This window comes from Bradyrhizobium sp. USDA 4538 (genome assembly GCF_024171045.1).
GTDB classification, from domain to species: domain Bacteria; phylum Pseudomonadota; class Alphaproteobacteria; order Rhizobiales; family Xanthobacteraceae; genus Bradyrhizobium; species Bradyrhizobium australafricanum.
Genome location: NZ_JALJZE010000001.1, coordinates 1,281,445 through 1,298,053, shown reverse-complemented (window position 1 = coordinate 1,298,053; position 16,609 = coordinate 1,281,445). Strand labels below are relative to the sequence as shown.

Sequence of the window (16,609 nt, the reverse complement as noted above, 5' to 3'; positions counted from 1 at the left end):
GGCACTCGCTTCGTTGGTTGATGCAGGAGAGACAGTCCGATGCCGTCGCGAGCAACAGTGTTCCTTACATCAGCCGGATGGGCAGCCGTCGCGGTCGTAATTCTGCTATATGTGATTTTCAGCCCCAGCTGAGCCGGGGACCCTGAACGGGCCGATCTGTTTCGATGCCATGACGGATGATCCGGCGAGGCTATTTTGAGGGTTGTCCCCTCGCCGAGAGTAGCGCTTAGATCCCAACATCCGTTGCCGCGCATCTGCGGCTTCAGTCAACTGTTGGCTATGGCGTTAACCGAAGGCATGGAACTGTCGGTCACGACAGGAAATTATGTTGGTGCTGGCTGCGCGTTGCCAACATAAGTAGGTAGAGTACGAGGAGGATAAAGAGCTCGCGCATACAAAAAGATATTCCGAAATTGTATGTCAATTGTGGAGCGGATCACATCCGGTGCATTTATCGATGGACGAGCGAATTTCGCGGACTCAACCGAAGCAGCGTTAGGCATTCAAACGGCTGCGAAGGTGCCAGGGTCAGTTCAGCAGATCGACCTTGCCGGTGTCGAGCCGGTACAGACCACCGATTACCTTTAGTCTGTTCTGCTCAACTGCCGCGTTCAGAACCGGGCCTGCCGATTTAAGTTTATCGACGTTATCGACTACGTTCTGCCGGATGGCATTGGCGAACGCATCACCGGTTTGCTGGTGGGATTCCCGTACCGCAGGCGCAAGCGCAGCGACGAGCGATGGAATATGTCCCGGCGCCGGCTTTTCGTCGTTGAGCGACTTGATCGTGGCGTCTATCGCGCCGCAACGATCGTGCCCGAGTACCAAGATCAATGGCGTGTTCAGCACAGCGACCGCGTATTCCATACTGGCGAGGGTGTCATCGTTGGCAAAATTGCCGGCGAGGCGGCAGACAAACAGGTCACCAAGCCCGCTGTCGAAGGCAAGTTCAGGCGCTATGCGAGAATCGGCGCAGCTCAGAACCGCCGCATATGGATTTTGTCCATCGACTAAAGCCTGACGCTCGCGCTTGAAATCGCCGCCTAGTGATGTGCCCTGGACAAACCGGTCATTACCTTCGACTAGCCGCCTCAGCGCAGCATCCGGCGTGAGCATATTATCCGGCTTGGGTGGCCTTTTTGCTTCCTTCGCGTCAACTATGTTGTCGCCAAGCCGCATGCCAACCGCCGAAAACGCCAACAGCGACAGCAAAAGTGACCGGCGCGAAGGCTTTATCGTGAGCGCGCAAGATATATTCGGGGAATGGTCGGCATGCATGTGTGTCGCCTTATCGCGCGGCTTTACGCCATCCCGTGGCTTCAGCCTCCGCTTCGCTGCAGAGCCAGCGTTCACCCTGCTTCTTCGTCATGTCGATTTGTCCGTAACCGAATTGCCCGGGCAAGTGATAGATGCGCTCGCCGTTGCCGCCCACAGTGCCTTTTATCAGACACTCGGGTGAGGGCGGGTCCGATGCCAAAGCGGGTCCGAGCAGGAGCTCCTGGGCATCGGTCGGTACCGAGCTCGCGCCAATGATGATCGTTCCATTGTTGCGGTGACGCCAGTCCCAAGGCGTGATGAACGCCCCCGACCATAGGCCGGCATAGGCATGGCTCGCCACAACCTCATAGACGGCGTAGATATGGATATTTCGACCCCATGATAGTGCCCAACCCGAGCGTACCATCCACGCGTTCACGTCCTCGCCTGCGATGAAGCAGCTCCCGAGTGACCTGCCGTACTCATCTCGCCCGGTGGTATGACAATCCCACGTTCGTCCGTTCGAATGCTTGATAAGCTCATCGCGAGCAGCGATGCCGCAAGCCCATTTCTGACCGTGGGCGTCGAGGCAAATCTGATCCGTCTCTGGCGCGTCGATGCCCGAGAGCCGAATTTTAGTTTGCTCGATCTCAATCGTATTGCCGTCGACGATGCGCGGAGGGCCGCTGAGTTTCGCTGCGCAAGCCGGAGATGTGATGACAGCGAGCAATGCAGCCATCATTGCGCGGTGTTTCATCCCGACGGCCTTTCTCTCTTGGTCCATCCGTTCAACACCACGTGCAATCCGGCGTCGCTACATTCGCCTGCTTGATCGCACCATGTCTGCTATTTGGCCTGTGTTGCATCGTTCGGCGTTGGTTGGTGAAATCTTGGTTGTGATTTCCAACCTACGCCCTGACGTGACGTGAGGTTCAAGCGATTTCTTCCAGGATAAGTGTTGCGGTATGCCGGCCTCGACCGTCTCTCTCAGTAGGCGCGCACCGCAAAGGGCTTGACCCCAGCAGGAAAGTCATCGGCGGAGCGTTGAACTCGCCCGGCGTCGGTGTAGTCGAAAAGCCAACCGAGTTGCTCCCGGAAAGCGAATGCCATCAAAGCAAATGAACCTGGCTTACAGCGCGTTCGCGGTCACTCTCTTTGCGGCCCACGATCTATCGACTTGGATCCGCGCTGGCATCTGTTCACGCAACATGCGCTTCAAGATGAAGATCGCGCTTGGCGATGGTGCTCATCTCCACACCGCGGATGGTCGCCATATCATCGATGCAATCTTACAGAAGTTGCCAATAGCTTATCGCTTGCGGACCAGCTCGAGATCGGTTCGCGGAAAGTTGTCACCCTTGTGCAGCAGTGGCGCGCGATAGGTCTTGGCGCAGGCATAGGCGAAACAATCGCCAAGATGTCGCCCCTTTCCGAACCGACCGAACGCCATAGCGGCGGTCAATATCATGCCGTCGGCAATCGCGCACACGCGGATGGATGCGGCGTCGAGAAATTCCCGCACTGCGGCCTCCGCTTCCGGCGCACCCCATGCGTTGACGCGCGTGAGAGCACAGACCGTTTCATATACTGCGATGGCTGAGGCGAACGGCGCCTTGGCGTCGGCAATTGCCATGACGAGCTCAGCCGCGTCCGGTTCGCGCAGCAAGATCGCGACCAGGGCTGAGGCATCGATCATCATCAGACATCACCGGACAGATCGTCGAAAAACGCCTTGTCGGCGGTCAGACCGGTTTTGGGAGCGCTGGCGATGCGATCGAGCAGCGGTTGCAGCCGGTCCCAGAGCGGCGTCTTTAGGCGCTCACGCTGAATTTCATGTTCGCGAGCGTCGCGAATGCAATCGAGGATCGGCTTGCCTTTGAGTGCGGCGAGTTCGCGAATGATTCGGTCGGTCTCGCGGTCCTTAACGTTGTAGGCCATGGGTAGCTCTGTTCGGGTATATTGGTATCCATGCCTTAGGTACCTGAGCAGGCGTATTTCCAGGCTGGGCTCAAGTATTTGATATTACGACGTTATCTCATAAAGTGATGGCGGCAGGGACGCCAAGTAGCAGGTCCTCGAGCTCAGCCGGGTCTTCGAAAGTCCCGCCATTGGAACGAGGCGGATACGTAGACTGCGGTGAAGCTCTCGACAGTACGTTCTCAGGACGTTATATTCGAACATAAACAGAACGACCGCCCACCGCCAATTGTACCCTCCGGTCCCTCGCGTCATAATTCAATAGGAATTTCAATATATTAGCTTGTTCCGATCTGGCTCGGGCATGTTCGATTGATGGAGCTTCTGATTGGCATTGTTTCGCCATTTGCACGACGACGCGTTCCTGGCCTTTTCGCGGGACCACAAACATCTCTACGCGGCATGTCTGCTGGATCTTCATGAGCGCTTCTTCTCGGGCGCGCCCGCTTTCCCTGCGCCGCAGCAGGTCGTTCACGCGATCTACGACGTCATGCGGGCCAACCCCGCCTTGTGGGACGACGGCGACGATTTCGGCGCGCTGCCTGAAATGATCTCAGCGCGGCGCCGCCGCATCCGCAAGGTCGACGTCGCACTCACATCCGAGAAGGGAGACAAGGCGCTCGGCCTGGCGCGCCAACTTTACACGCGGCTCGTCGCATGGGGATGGCTCGAGGAGGAGGAGTACGGACTTCGGGTGACCGTGGACATGGCCATGGGACCCCTGCTGGTGATCCAGCGTCTGGCGAGCCTCAATAAGGACCTCTCCCAGCGGTTCGGCGGCTTGATCGTGCAAATCCGCCTTAATCTGGAAGCCATTGAAAAGCTCACACCCGAGATTACCGACCGCAAGCAACGCGAGGCCGCACTCGCCGTCCGCGAGGCGCGCAATCAGGCCGATCAATTCACCAAGAGCCTGCGGGCCATTTTGGCCGACCTCAAGCGTATCCGACGGACGGTCATGGAATCGAAGACCGTGGGCACCCGCCTGGAAGCCTTTTTTGAGGAGTTCGTCGACCAGCTGCTGCTGAAGGATTTCGAGTCCATCCTCACCGTCAACCATCCGTACCGCTTTCGCGACGCGATCGTGGATCTTGCTCGCAGAATTTCCTACACGTCCGAGACGATGCAGGTGCTGGCCGAGGAATACGTCGCAGCAAGCATGGCGTCCGATCTCGAAGAGGGCCGGATGGCTGCGGCTGACGATTTGTTGGCCATCGAAAGCATCTTCGAGCAGATCGGCGAGATGTTCGATCGGATCGAGACCTTCCGCAGACAGCTCGAGGCACGTGTTCGAAATACTATCAAGTACGCGGAGCGTGGAACACAGGGACTCGTCGGGCGCGCCGGCGACCTGGTGCGGCGGCTCGACGCTCTGCTCCGCAAGGGCAGGCACGCCGAGGCAACCGTCGAATGGAACGTTGAGCCACTGCGGTCGCCCTGGTCTGAACACCATCAGGCGCCGACTAGACAGCCGCGCCGTCCTGTCGAGGCAAGAGAACTCGCCGGGCCGCCGTCGGATCCGCTCTACGAACTGCGGAAGCAGCTTCGCCTAGAGTACATCGCTCGCATCGCGCCGCGTCCCGAGGACGTCAAAAGATTCCTCGAGGGGCAGGTTCCTCCGTTCGCGACCAAGGAGGCGCGCTTCATGCAGATCGGCACCGTTGACGATTTCCTCGCCTTCGACTGCGCCCGACGTTATGCGCTAACCGGCGACGTGCCGGCGCAGATCGCGGCTGGCTTCGATCTGGAGCCAAGCCCCGACACGCCTCCGCACGATAGCGAGTGGCTCAGGTGCGCGAACTTCGTGGTCAGACGATCGGGTACGACGGCGAAAGGCAGAGCAGTCCATGCTTAGCGAATTTGACAACATCGAGCGCTCCGCCGGCGCGGAGAAGGCGGCCGATCTTCGGAAGGCGTTGCATTTCTTGCTGCGACGACAATTCGTGTTCGCCGGGGACCCTCGTACCGGGACGGTCTACAGCACGATGATGGATGGCCGCTTCCGCGACGTGGTCGACGGCTTCTTCGACAGTTGCGGTTATCGCGTCCATCGCGATCCGGAGGCGCAGTGGGCAGGGATCGTCGCGATGGACGAGGACGTGCCGCTGCCCCGGATAAAGCTCGACGAAACCATCGTTATGCTCGTGCTGGCCGCGTACTGGCAGCAGGAAGTGAACGTCGGGGCTGTCGAGGACCGAGCCGTGGTCGTCGCGACGCTGAACGACCTTTTCGATCGGTACCGGGAGATGGCGCAGCATAGTGGGGGCGGCGCCATCTCCGCAGCCCGCTTCCGCGACATTCTGCGTGAGGCCGCCCAGCGTAGTCTCGTCGAGATCGGTGACTTCGACGACGAACAGCAGGACTGGGAGGTCAGGATCCGGCCGATGATCAAGCTGATCAGCGGCGGTGATGCGCTCCAAAGGCTCGAGCGCTACGTCAAAAGCGAGGAAGCCCGCTTTCCGCAGGTCGCGGGAGATGACGCATGATGCAACTGCGCCACCTGACTATGGTGAACTGGCACCTATTCGATGTTGCCGACATCGAAGTGACCGCTCACGTGGGCGTGCTAGGTGAGAACCGCTCCGGCAAATCGACGATCCTCGATATGGCGCAGGTCGTCCTCACCGGTGGCAACCGACGCTTCCTGCGCCTGAACGCGGTTGCCGGCGACGGCGGAAGATCGCGCGGCAGCTCGAAGCGCAGCGTCGTCGACTACTGCCTCGGCACGCTCGGCGAGGATCAGCGCCGGCGCGACGAGGCGCGCACCTACATCGCGCTCGGTTTTGAAGACACGGACGGAGCGCGGCCTTCCGTCACCATCGGCATGGCGCTCGAAGCCCGGAAGTCCGACAGTAGAGAGACCGTGCTCGCGCTGTTCATCGCGGTCGGCGCGGTGCTCACGTCCAATGACTTCATCGAACAGCGTGGAAAGGCACTATTTCCAGCGCAATGGGAGGACGCGCGCGCCCGAATCATCTCCGCCGTCGGCGAAGGTAATTTCGTCAATCACCGCGATCGGGCGAGCGATTATGTCCGCGAGTATATGCGCCATCTCCTGCCGCACTCGCCGTATGGCGAACAGAACGCCAACGCGCTGCAGAAATCGATCGTCAACGCCATGACGCTCGACCACAACCAGACAGCCACGCAGTTCGTGCGGAACTACATCCTTGAGGACAGCCCGATCGGTATCAAGGAACTGCGCGAGTCGATTCAGACCTACCGCAACATTAGCGACACGATCCGGAAGATGCGCCTCAAGCTGGAGGCACTGAAGGAACTGAAGGTGATTCTGACGGCGCTGGAAGAGGCACTGGAGACCAAGTTCCGCGAGCAGTGGATTGGCAAGCGCGCGGAGTGGCTTGCCGCCCGCGCGATCAACCGTGACTTCAGGGTGAGGCTCCGGCTCGCGAGCGCGCAGCGCGATGCCGCGGGCGGCGAACTGAAATTCTTGAATGAAGACATCAGAGCGATCGACGATGAGCTGCAACGGCTTACCGAGGCCATCGCCGAACACGACGCCAAGACTGGCAGGAAGTCGCTGCAGCAGACCGCCGCGGTGGCGGAGCAGTCCGCGCAACGCGCTGCAGCTGATTTCAAGGCGCGCATCGACACCATCCGGCGCCTGCAACCGTTGTGTGCCATGGGCGGGCGCGGCTTCGACGATTTCATTCCGGCCGTGGACCGGCTGCTTGCCGCTGTAGGTGCCGCCTCGGTTGGGGCCGTTTCCGACGAACTGGTTGCGGCCGAAAACGCCCTGACAATCTTGGGAGGGCAACGACTCGCGAAGATCGACGAAGCGCGTCAGGAGGTCATCGCAAAAGCCTCGCAGTTACATACCCAGCGCGATGACTTGCTGGAGCGGGTCCGGCAGCACGCCTCGGGAGGGGCGCGCGCGCACCTTGAGCCGGACACCGAGCGCTTATGTCTCCGGCTTCGTCAAAAAGGCATGGCGCCACGCGTCTTGTGCGAACTGATCGAGGTCGCCGAGCCGGGTTGGACGGGTGCCGCTGAAGCGCTTCTTGGCCGCGATCGGGATGCGGTGTTCGTCGACAGGCCGCATATCGGCGATGCGACCGCGATCTTCAAGGAAGGGCGGCGCGAGTTCCGGCGCACGTCCCTGGTGAGCCTTAACAAGCTGGAGCAATTCAGGGCCAAGCCGGAGCCAGGAACGTTTCCTTCGATCTTCCGCACGGAGGATCCGGACGCGCTGTCGTTTATCATGCGCCGGTATGGCTCCGTGCGCCTTGCGGACACCCTGGACCAGTTCAACAGGCCGGGCCGCGCCATCATGAAGGACGGCCTCTACGACGATGGCCTGGTCCGCACCCATCGATCAATCGAGCCTTCGGAGCACAAGATCGGCAAGGCTGCCCAGGCGAACGCGTTGCGCGCGCTGCACGAGCAGGCGGACGAGCTGGAAGTATCGCTACGCCAGGCCGCGAAGGAAGCCGAGATCGCTGACGGCGCGTTCATGGCGCTGAAAGCCCTGTGCGACGCGCCCGCGGGCGATCTGAAGACCTGCGCTGCGGCCTTCGCCGCAGTGCAGGCTAAGATGGCAGATGCTCAAGCGAAGCTCGCGGCTCTGGACGACGCCGGCGACGGCGGTCTTCGCCAGAAAAAACGTGCCCAGCAGCAACTGAAGGACCGAAGGATCGCCGAGCGCGAGACTCAGCAGACTGCCTTCAACAAACACGACGGCGACGTCCGGGCGGCGAAGAGTAGGCTCGGTGACGGCGAAAACGTACCCGGCTCCGAGCTCAATCTGAAGATCGCTTGGTCGCTTTTCGTCAAGAATCTGCCCCTCTACTCTGCGTCAAAAGGCCGGCCGATATATCGGGCGCGCCTTGATGCCCGCGCTCACAAGAACGAGGCCGACCGGCATCGCAGCATGGCTGAGAAGGCCGTCAAGGACGCCGACGCGGCGAACGACGAGCGCGGTCGGATCGAACGGCAGGTGCGCGAGTTCTTGGACGGCTATTTCGACGATTTCGGCGTCAGCTCCCAGATCGGCATCGAGAGCGAGCCTCTTCAGGAGGTCAAGCCATGGATGGCGCAGTTAATCGAGGAGATAGAGTCCAACGAATTGCGGCAGTACGAACGTCAGGCGCGTGACGCGGCCGAGAAAGCGTCCATGTTACTGCGAGGTGAGTTCATTAATGCGCTCTCGGCTCGGATCGGAAAGATGGAGCGGGAGCTCCAGTCGCTGAACCGCAGCCTCTACGCGCACCCCTTCCACAATGAACGATACTCCTTTCACCGTACCCAGGTGGTGGAATTTCAGCCGATCCTGAAGATCATCGAGATCGGCAAGACCTCTCCCGAGGCGCTCGACATGCTCTTCCGCGGAGACGTATCGGATGACTTCCCCCACAAGGACACGATCCTGGCACTCGAAGCGCTGCTCGAAGATCCCGACAAGGATTTCACCCAGTTCGAGGATTACAGAAATTTCTACACCTTCGAGATCCACATGGAAGACGTCGGTACCGGCCGCTCGACCCGTTGGGAGCAGCGCCGTGGCACCGGATCAGGTGCTGAACAACAGGTTCCAATTTACGTCGCCATCGGCGCCTCGCTTGCGGCCGTCTACGGCAGTGCCGAGCGTCGCGCCGGCAAGCCGGCCGGCTTCGCGCTTGCGATGTTCGACGAGGTCTTCTCGAAAATGGACGGCAAGAACCAGCGCCAGATGATGAGCTTCTATAAGAATCTCGGCCTGCAGTTTGTGATTGCCGCGCCTTTCGAGAAGCGGGTCGCGGTGCTAGAGCATATGGACACCATCGTGGAGGTCGATCGCATCGGCGAGCAGTCGAGGGCAACGGTCGTCTCGTTGAAGGAAAAGGCCAAGCGCGAACTGCGTGCGATCGATCCGGACCTGATGACCGCCGACGACCTTGCCGCACGTCTGGCCGCCGAGTAGCCATGGTGCGTCGTTTCAGTGAGGCGAACGGACTACTGAACGATCTGCTGGATCGCTACGAAGGTGGGACCGCCAACCCCATCGCACATCCCGACTATGACGCATTTCCCAACGTGGTGGCTGCGGACGTCTTCCTGAGGCAGATCGCGCGGGCCGAGGCGGTCGGCGCCGTTAGTCTCGCAAGGGGACGCGGAACCAGGCGGGATCAGATTGTGCACGTCAGACTTCAAACCGCGGACGCGCTCTACCACTATCTCGGACGCGTTCCGGCCGCTCAGATCGCCCAAGAGGCTGGTAGGCGCCTCTGTGCGGACATCGCGCTGGATTGGCGCTTGGTGGAAGCGGCTGCCGCGATAGCGGAAACTTGGGGGCGAGCCAAGAGCTGGCACGGGTTCGCCTCATCCGATGTGGACAAGCTCCGCGACGCCTTCGCCCTCGCCCAAGCAATTCTGGAGAATAGGCATTTGGATGTCGATTATCGGACCTTCTCGCGAAGAACGGTCGGCGATAGCAAAGCCCTCGAACGCATCGAAGGCGCGGTCGTCCGACTTCTTGGCGGAATCCTCGAGCTCCCGCCCGGAGCGCGGCCCCGCGAGGCGCTGCGCACGCTCGGATTGGAGCGCTTCGCGCCACCGCTTCTCATCGCCGGAAGGATCGATCTCGATGGCGCCGATTTGTCCCAGATTTCTCCACGCTATCTAGGCATCCCGCCCAAGGAGGCGGATCGCATCCGATTCCGGCGGCCACCAGCCTACCTTCTCACCATCGAAAATTTCGCGAGCTTCAACAGACATGTCGCCGAAGCCGATCCAGATCGAGAGGGAGTGACGATGTACGTGGGCGGATACCCCTCTCTCGCCACCCAGCAGGCGCTGCGCGCGATTACGCAAATGGTGTCTGGAAACACGCCGATCTTCCACTGGTCAGACATTGATCCGGATGGGACGTGGATATTCCACACGATCGAGCGCGCAGTCGGACGTCCGATTCGACCCCACCTCATGAGTGTCGAAATCGCCGAAAGATCGGGGCAGGTGCCGCTGAGGAAGGCCGCTCCGGCGCGGTGTCCACCAGACTCCGGTATTGCGGTGCTCGCGGCCTATTTAGCAGGGGACGGAGCAAAGACGCTTGAGCAAGAGGAGCTCAATCCCGTCTTACCGGATCCTACCGCTCCGCCGTGAGCGTCGGTAAAAACCAAGAGCGGTCGATATCATGGAATCGAGCACTGTCAATTCCTCCTGCAAGGTGTTCGAAAGTGGGATACTCTCTGTGGTCGGTGACGACCTTGGCGATCTTCGAGCGCATAACCACACGGCCACGCTCACCGACTGCGTGGCGGCCGTCGAACAAGAAATAAGATGGCCCCGTCGCCTTGGTGCCGCGAAATATTTCGCCGGCGCTCGTCCGTGATTTGTTCGCTATCATTTCTCAACAGCTTGCGACGTCTAGCGCTCCACCAACTGTGTTCCGCTCAACCTCCACCGGTATTGTGGGCACCGTCACGACCTGTTTGGTCGCGGACGTGATCTTGCTGAATTGCTTGTGCGCAACGGTCTTGCGTTGAACTGGCCCGAATAGTCGGAGGGCAGATACCATGAGGCTCAGCACGAGGTGCGCGTGGCCCAGGGTAGCTGGGAGGGTAGCTATGTCAAGCCGATGGCTTGATCGTGCATGCGCCGCCTGGTTGGACGAATTCCCATCCCAGGCGCCAGCCAGTGCGAGGCATCAATCCACGACATGCGTCATCGCACTCGAGCAGCTTACCCTGGTGCGGTTTGGGCGACTCATTACGCATCGTTCTCAAGCACCTCACTGCACAATGGGAACGAAATGGTTGCAGCCAGCCGTGAATTGCCGGTCTCTTGTTACGGGCTTGAAGTGGACGGCCGACTCGAAGCCGAGTTTACAACGAGAGACGGCGCCCGGGCGGGTAGGGAAGAATTAAAGAAGCGCTTTCCCATGCTTCAGATCAGGATTCATGACGCGCAGACGAATGCGCCCGAGGAAATCTAGATCCTCCGTCTCAAGTCTACGGTCCATCCATTGCGCACGGCTGCGGAGCTCCTCGCCGGGGGTACTCGGGAAAGGCGCCCGCCGCCATCAAGAATGCCGGCGTCGCTATCACTGCCCCGTTCCCGGGTACCCATTTAACCGGTCTCGTCGCTGCACTCGGTCCCGCGTGCCGCCTTCGGCGTCGCTATGCTCACGCTCCTGCGGGTGCCATTTTCCGTTGAAGCGATGCGCTGCGCGCACGCCTGCTGGGCGAAGTCCGCTGCAGAATGGGATTTCGAGCTGGCCTCGTCGTAGATTGGCGTCCGCGCACTGCGTATGTGCGGGGAAGGCTAAATCGGTTCTCGTAAGCCGGCACGTGGTCGTCTGATCATAGCATCGATTTTCTCGCACAATGGGCCGCGAGCAACAGTGCTGTGTGCCTTTTCCTGTGACAAGCTGCGAGAGAGGCTGCCGGTCTGTTGCAAAGACAGAACAGCACACGTCAACGTTTCCGAGCGTGTTTGCTTTGGCCGCTACTCAGAGGCGCTCAGCGTCAAGGAGCTGCGCCGCGATCTTGCTCTGTGCGATCATTGGCCGAGGCCTTTCGCGCCCTCTCTATTGTTTCTCGTTCATTTGGCTCTATGCGATCGAACCAAGAGCCTGCAGGAAAGGCTGCGATACGTTTGGCAAAAAAAGATTGAGGCTCCCAATCTTGTCCTTCGCTTTTCTCGAAAGCGATGACGCCGTTGTGAGTAAAATAATGGGGCCCTGGGATCTTGCAGTTCACCAAAAGCAGAACGCGCCAAAGATCACCCTTTTTCGTCGGTTTGTCCTTCGGTTTCGCCACGTAATCCACCGCAACGGGCTCAATGATATGGCACCGGCCGTGCCGCAGTAGATTGCCGAGCTTGCCTTGTGCGGTCGTTACGAAGTTGAAGTTAACAGGATCGTGCAGAAAGCGAAGATTTGCGTCCCTTTCGCCATCGGTGACCTCACTGGCGATCAATGAGAGCGCAAAGGCGCGCCAGCCAAATTCAATCGGCTTGGCATATGGCGATGCAAGTTTGATCGTTCCGTCGGTCGCGATCTTCCAAGTGATTGCGTACTGTTCGTCTGATTTGTTGTCTTGATGCCTGGTCCAGGAAAAGTACACATACTCTGTTCGGTCAATTCCTTCAGCGACTCCCCACGACCGAGGGACGAAGTGAGCCACCTTCGAGACCTTGGAGATGATTTGTTCTATAGTCTCGCCGTCTTGCGCTCGCCACGTTGACTTGACCCTTTCGACAAGCGCGCTGTCATTGGCGCGAACGTTGCTGTTTGTCGCTGCCAGCCCGGCCAGGCAGATCAGCGATCGACCGAGACAGAACCAAAGCACGCGCGTTCCAGACATTCTCTTCATTGCGGCCGGCCCATCTGGTTCTCATGCACGCGTCAATTCCAAAGCGGACAATCTTCGACGTGCTCTACGAGATCGCTAGAAGTTAGCGGCAACGTGACGCGAGCACCTGCTGATGTCCCGCGCAAGCAGGCGCTGTCCCTCGATGTCACGCGCCGCTAACTTCAGTGGTCAGCCAAAGCTTCAACTTGCAATGCTGGACCAGCCCAGGAGGAGAAGCCTGGGCAAGCGAGGACTTGCATTCTTCGTGCCAGGCAATAGCAGGCAGTTCGCACCAGATTTGTGCCGCCTTTGTCGACTTTCCGACCTGCGCACCTTATTTATGTTGCCATTAAGCCTATTCGCAGCGACTTTCGTGGCTCATTCCTGTCACGCACTGGATCTTCGAGCAGCGCAGTTTTGAAAGCCTTGCTGCCAGGAGCCAGACGACAATTGGGTGCAGGTTTGCCGCCACCGAACCGGTGTGGTCCGGGGTCGTTGCCGCTGCTGCCAAGGTCGAGAGTGCCTCAGCCGGTTGTGCTTGGCGCTTTATGGCCAATAACGAGGCGAAGCCGCCCATCAGCGGCGAGCGATTTGGAATTGGCGCTCGCAAGTTCAAAAGTCAGGCAGACGATGGGACGATGGCATTCGCCGCTCGCGTGATGGCCCGCTATCGTGACCGGCGTCTATCTGTTCGTCGCCGTAGTCAACATTGGAGGAGCTGCGCTTCCATGCAGTCGTATCGACCGGGCAAGAAGGCCAAGCCTCGGGTTGAGCTAGCTTCGGCTTGAACTGCTCAAAACGTTCGAGAACATCTGTCTGACCGCCGGGTTCATAAGTGGCCTTGCTATCCAGCCGAACAGGCCGACCGCAAAGACGGCAGCAGCAAAGACGCTGAGGGCACTCCAAACAGCCATTTTCATTGCGAGCTACTCTTTTCGTTAGTGATTCACTATGCTTGCTTTTCGCAGTATCGCCAAAAACGTCCGCATGGCGCCTACCAGGATTGGTCGTAGATCAACATGCTCGCTGAGTACGCTGCCGGATTTAGCGTATAGCGCGCCTATTCACACTGGTTGTTGGTGGAGAAAGGGGGACGTAGCGAAGGCTCGATGAATGTTCGAAAGCTGGATCGCGTGAAGAGCGTCCTGTCTCGGCACCGTGACCTTCATCGCCCAGGCCGCATTCGTCTCTTCCATGATCTGACACGCGGTCCGACGCCAACGCGCCTCGCAGACGGTCACCCCGATATCTGTGATTGGAGAGTGCCTTCAACGTCGCGATCAAGAGTGGCCGTGCATCGTCAACACGTAGGAGACGTCGCAGCATCAATTTGAGAGGTTGACGGCGGAGTTGTCTTGCCGATAATCCAAGTCGTCGAGGTTCTCCGGTTCCTGTTTTATCCGGAGCTAAGAGGGAAGCCGGTGATGCCGGCGCTGCCCCCGCAACTGTGAGCGGCGAGCCGCTGTCCAACAGAGTCACTGAAGCCTGCGCGGCTTCGGGAAGGCCGGACAGTGGCGATGACCCGCGAGCCAGGAGACCTGCCCCGACAATATGTTCGTCCACGGGCGGGGTGTCCCGGTGGTGCGCCAAGCAGCCGTCGCTCGCGCGACGTCTCCTGCCTGCGTCCGCCATGGCCTTTGCCCCCAACATGGGGTTAACGCTATGTCTCTTCTCTCACTTCCGGTTGCCACGCTCGGGACGCCGCGCATCGGTCCAAGACGCGAGCTTAAACTCGCGCTCGAAAGCTATTGGGCCGGAAGAATCAGCGAACAGCAATTGCTCGAGGACGCAGCCGGCCTACGTGCGGCGAACTGGGCGCGCCAGAAATCCCTCGGTGTCACCATCATTCCGTCGAACGATTTCTCGCTATACGATCAGGTGCTCGACACCAGTGTCATGGTCGGCGCTATCCCGGAAGTCTATGCCTCGAAAGCCGAGCCTGCTTCTCTCAAGACGTATTTCGCCATGGCACGCGGTTCACAAAGCGGCAGTCAGGATGCGAGTTGCGGTCACGGACCTCGCGGCTATGGCGCACCCGCGCAGGAGATGACCAAGTGGTTCGATACCAACTACCACTACATGGTTCCGGAATTTCATCGGGGGCAGACTTTCAGACTCTCCTCTCGCAAGCCTATCGAGGAGTATGAGGAAGCCAAGGCCCTTGGCTTTCAGACGCGCCCTGTCCTGATCGGTCCGGCCACTTTCTTGAAGCTAGGCAAGAGTGCGGATCCCGCGATCCAGCCACTGTCACTCCTGGATGACCTGATACCGATCTATATCAAGGTTCTGCAGGAATTGGCCAAACGCGGAGCAGAATGGGTTCAATTTGACGAGCCCTGTATGGTCCTTGATCTGGATCAGGGGGCAAAAAAATCTTTGCTGCATGCCTATGACCGGCTCGCCAAGGAAGGGCCGGCCATCAAGATCATGGTTGCCAGCTATTTTGGCCACCTTGGCGACAATCTTCACACCGCCTTGCGCCTACCTGTTGCCGGCCTGCATGTCGATCTGGTTCGGGCGCCGGAGTTATTGGATCAGATCATTGCTGCCGGGCGAAGTGAACTCGTCATGTCACTCGGCGTGATAGACGGTCGCAATGTGTGGCGGACGAATTTGTCGGCGCTGCGCCAGCGGCTCGATCCCGCCATTGCGAAGCTCGGCAAGGATCGCGTACAGATCGCCCCATCCTGTTCGCTGCTTCACGTGCCGGTCGATGTTGAACTCGAAACGGAACTTGCCTCCGATGTCAAGAGCTGGCTTGCGTTCTCGGTTCAGAAGATTCGCGAGCTTGCGACCTTGGCACGGGCACTCGCAGGCGATCAGGATGTTGCCGACGCTCTTGCGGAATCGGAGCGCGTTACCACCCGCCGCGGAACTTCCCCGAAGATCCGTGACGCCAATGTCGCCGTCCGGATGAGTGCGATCAATCAGACCATGCGACGGCGCGTCAGCCCATTTGCCAGCCGTGCCGAGATCCAACGCAAGCGCTTCAAACTGCCGGCGTTTCCGACCACGACGATCGGATCGTTTCCGCAGACCGCAGAGGTGCGTAATGCCCGCGCGGCGCACGCGAGAGGCTCGATGAGCGACGGGCAATACGACAAGTTTCTCAAGGAGGAGACTGCGCGTGTTGTCCGTTGGCAGGAGGACATTGGCCTGGACGTGCTCGTGCACGGCGAGTTTGAGCGCAATGACATGGTGCAGTACTTCGGCGAGCAACTCGCCGGCTTCGCATTTACCAAAAACGGCTGGGTACAATCCTATGGCTCGCGCTGCGTTCGGCCACCGATCCTGTTTGGCGACGTCTCGCGGCCGAAGCCGATCACCGTGGACTGGTGGCGCTACGCGCAATCACTAACCAACAAGCCGATGAAGGCGATGTTGACCGGACCGGTAACGATTTTGAACTGGTCGTTTGTTCGCGATGATATTCCCAGAAGCGAGGCCTGCCGCCAACTTGCGCTCGCGATCCGAGACGAAGTCAGGGATCTCGAGAATGCGGGTGCGACCATGATCCAGATCGACGAAGCAGCGCTGCGCGAGGGGTTGCCACCGCGTCGATCGGAGTGGGCGGCCTATCTCGACTGGGCCGGGGATTGCTTCCGCATCTGCTCATCGGGCGTCGCCGATCAAACCCAGATTCATACCCATATGTGCTACTCGGAGTTCAACGACATCATCGATGCGATTGCTGCAATGGACGCCGATGTCATCTCGATCGAGACCTCGCGCTCGAAGATGGAATTGCTTGACGCGTTTCGGAACTACAAATATCCAAATCAAATCGGGCCGGGCGTGTACGACATCCATTCTCCTCGCGTGCCCGAGACAAGCGAGATGACGGGACTCATGGCGTTGGCTCGCAAGCGGCTGCAGGACTCGCAGCTCTGGGTCAATCCGGACTGCGGCCTGAAGACGCGGAAATGGGAGGAGGTTCGCCCAGCACTGGTCAACATGGTCGCTGCCGCCCGCGAGCTGCGCGCTGGATCCGCTCCCGTCGACCGTTGAGCCTTGGCCTGTTGTCTCTCGTCGAGAAAGCCGATCGCTTGTGGGACTTTGCGCAGTCGGTGATCGTGAGGGGA

11 protein-coding genes and 1 riboswitch are annotated in these 16,609 nt (G+C 59.7%); of the genes, 6 read left to right on the top strand and 5 right to left on the bottom strand.

All coding sequences use genetic code 11. The features are described from left to right. Positions 1-528 precede the first annotated feature (528 nt). The 4 genes from J2R78_RS05650 to J2R78_RS05635 form a co-directional block, all read right to left on the bottom strand. Positions 529-1,278, bottom strand: coding sequence for a carbonic anhydrase (locus J2R78_RS05650; RefSeq protein WP_069276050.1), 750 nt, complete (start codon positions 1,276-1,278; stop codon positions 529-531). A 10-nt stretch (positions 1,279-1,288) separates the two neighbouring features. Then, entirely contained in the window at positions 1,289-2,041 is a 753-nt protein-coding gene (locus J2R78_RS05645) for a thermonuclease family protein (protein WP_069276049.1), read from the bottom strand. A gap of 525 nt (positions 2,042-2,566) precedes the next feature. Continuing rightward, complete coding sequence (locus J2R78_RS05640) at positions 2,567-2,956, bottom strand: type II toxin-antitoxin system VapC family toxin (RefSeq protein WP_253587733.1); 390 nt, start codon at positions 2,954-2,956, stop codon at positions 2,567-2,569. Further along, entirely contained in the window at positions 2,956-3,195 is a 240-nt protein-coding gene (locus J2R78_RS05635) for a type II toxin-antitoxin system VapB family antitoxin (RefSeq protein ID WP_253587732.1), read from the bottom strand. The genes J2R78_RS05640 and J2R78_RS05635 overlap by 1 nt, the downstream gene beginning before the upstream one ends. Positions 3,196-3,562: 367 nt before the next feature. Here J2R78_RS05635 and J2R78_RS05630 point away from each other — a divergent pair, with 367 nt between their 5' ends. The 5 genes from J2R78_RS05630 (at position 3,563) to J2R78_RS05610 (ending at position 11,167) form a co-directional block, all read left to right on the top strand. Continuing rightward, positions 3,563-5,089 carry a Wadjet anti-phage system protein JetA family protein gene (locus tag J2R78_RS05630; RefSeq protein ID WP_253587731.1) on the top strand — a complete coding sequence of 509 codons (1,527 nt, stop codon included), beginning with the start codon at positions 3,563-3,565 and terminating at the stop codon, positions 5,087-5,089. Beyond that, positions 5,082-5,720, top strand: coding sequence for a DUF4194 domain-containing protein (locus J2R78_RS05625; RefSeq protein ID WP_253587730.1), 639 nt, complete (start codon positions 5,082-5,084; stop codon positions 5,718-5,720). Before J2R78_RS05630 ends, J2R78_RS05625 begins: the two co-directional genes overlap by 8 nt. Beyond that, positions 5,717-9,154, top strand: coding sequence for an SbcC/MukB-like Walker B domain-containing protein (locus J2R78_RS05620; protein WP_253587729.1), 3,438 nt, complete (start codon positions 5,717-5,719; stop codon positions 9,152-9,154). Before J2R78_RS05625 ends, J2R78_RS05620 begins: the two co-directional genes overlap by 4 nt. 2 nt (positions 9,155-9,156) lie before the next feature. After that, a complete protein-coding gene (locus J2R78_RS05615) occupies positions 9,157-10,335 on the top strand; it encodes a Wadjet anti-phage system protein JetD domain-containing protein (RefSeq protein ID WP_253587728.1) in 1,179 nt (392 codons plus the stop codon). Positions 10,336-10,984: 649 nt separating this feature from the next. Continuing rightward, positions 10,985-11,167 carry a hypothetical protein gene (locus J2R78_RS05610; RefSeq protein WP_253587727.1) on the top strand — a complete coding sequence of 61 codons (183 nt, stop codon included), beginning with the start codon at positions 10,985-10,987 and terminating at the stop codon, positions 11,165-11,167. Positions 11,168-11,699: 532 nt separating this feature from the next. Here the strand turns inward: J2R78_RS05610 and J2R78_RS05605 are convergent. Continuing rightward, positions 11,700-12,548 carry a nodulate formation efficiency C protein gene (locus J2R78_RS05605; RefSeq protein ID WP_253603368.1) on the bottom strand — a complete coding sequence of 283 codons (849 nt, stop codon included), beginning with the start codon at positions 12,546-12,548 and terminating at the stop codon, positions 11,700-11,702. Positions 12,549-13,887: 1,339 nt separating this feature from the next. Further along, a riboswitch (cobalamin riboswitch) is annotated at positions 13,888-14,088 on the top strand. Between the two features lie 101 nt (positions 14,089-14,189). Between J2R78_RS05605 and metE the strand changes: the two genes are divergently transcribed. After that, entirely contained in the window at positions 14,190-16,535 is a 2,346-nt protein-coding gene (gene metE / locus J2R78_RS05600; RefSeq protein WP_069276038.1) for a 5-methyltetrahydropteroyltriglutamate--homocysteine S-methyltransferase, read from the top strand. Positions 16,536-16,609: the final 74 nt, after the last annotated feature.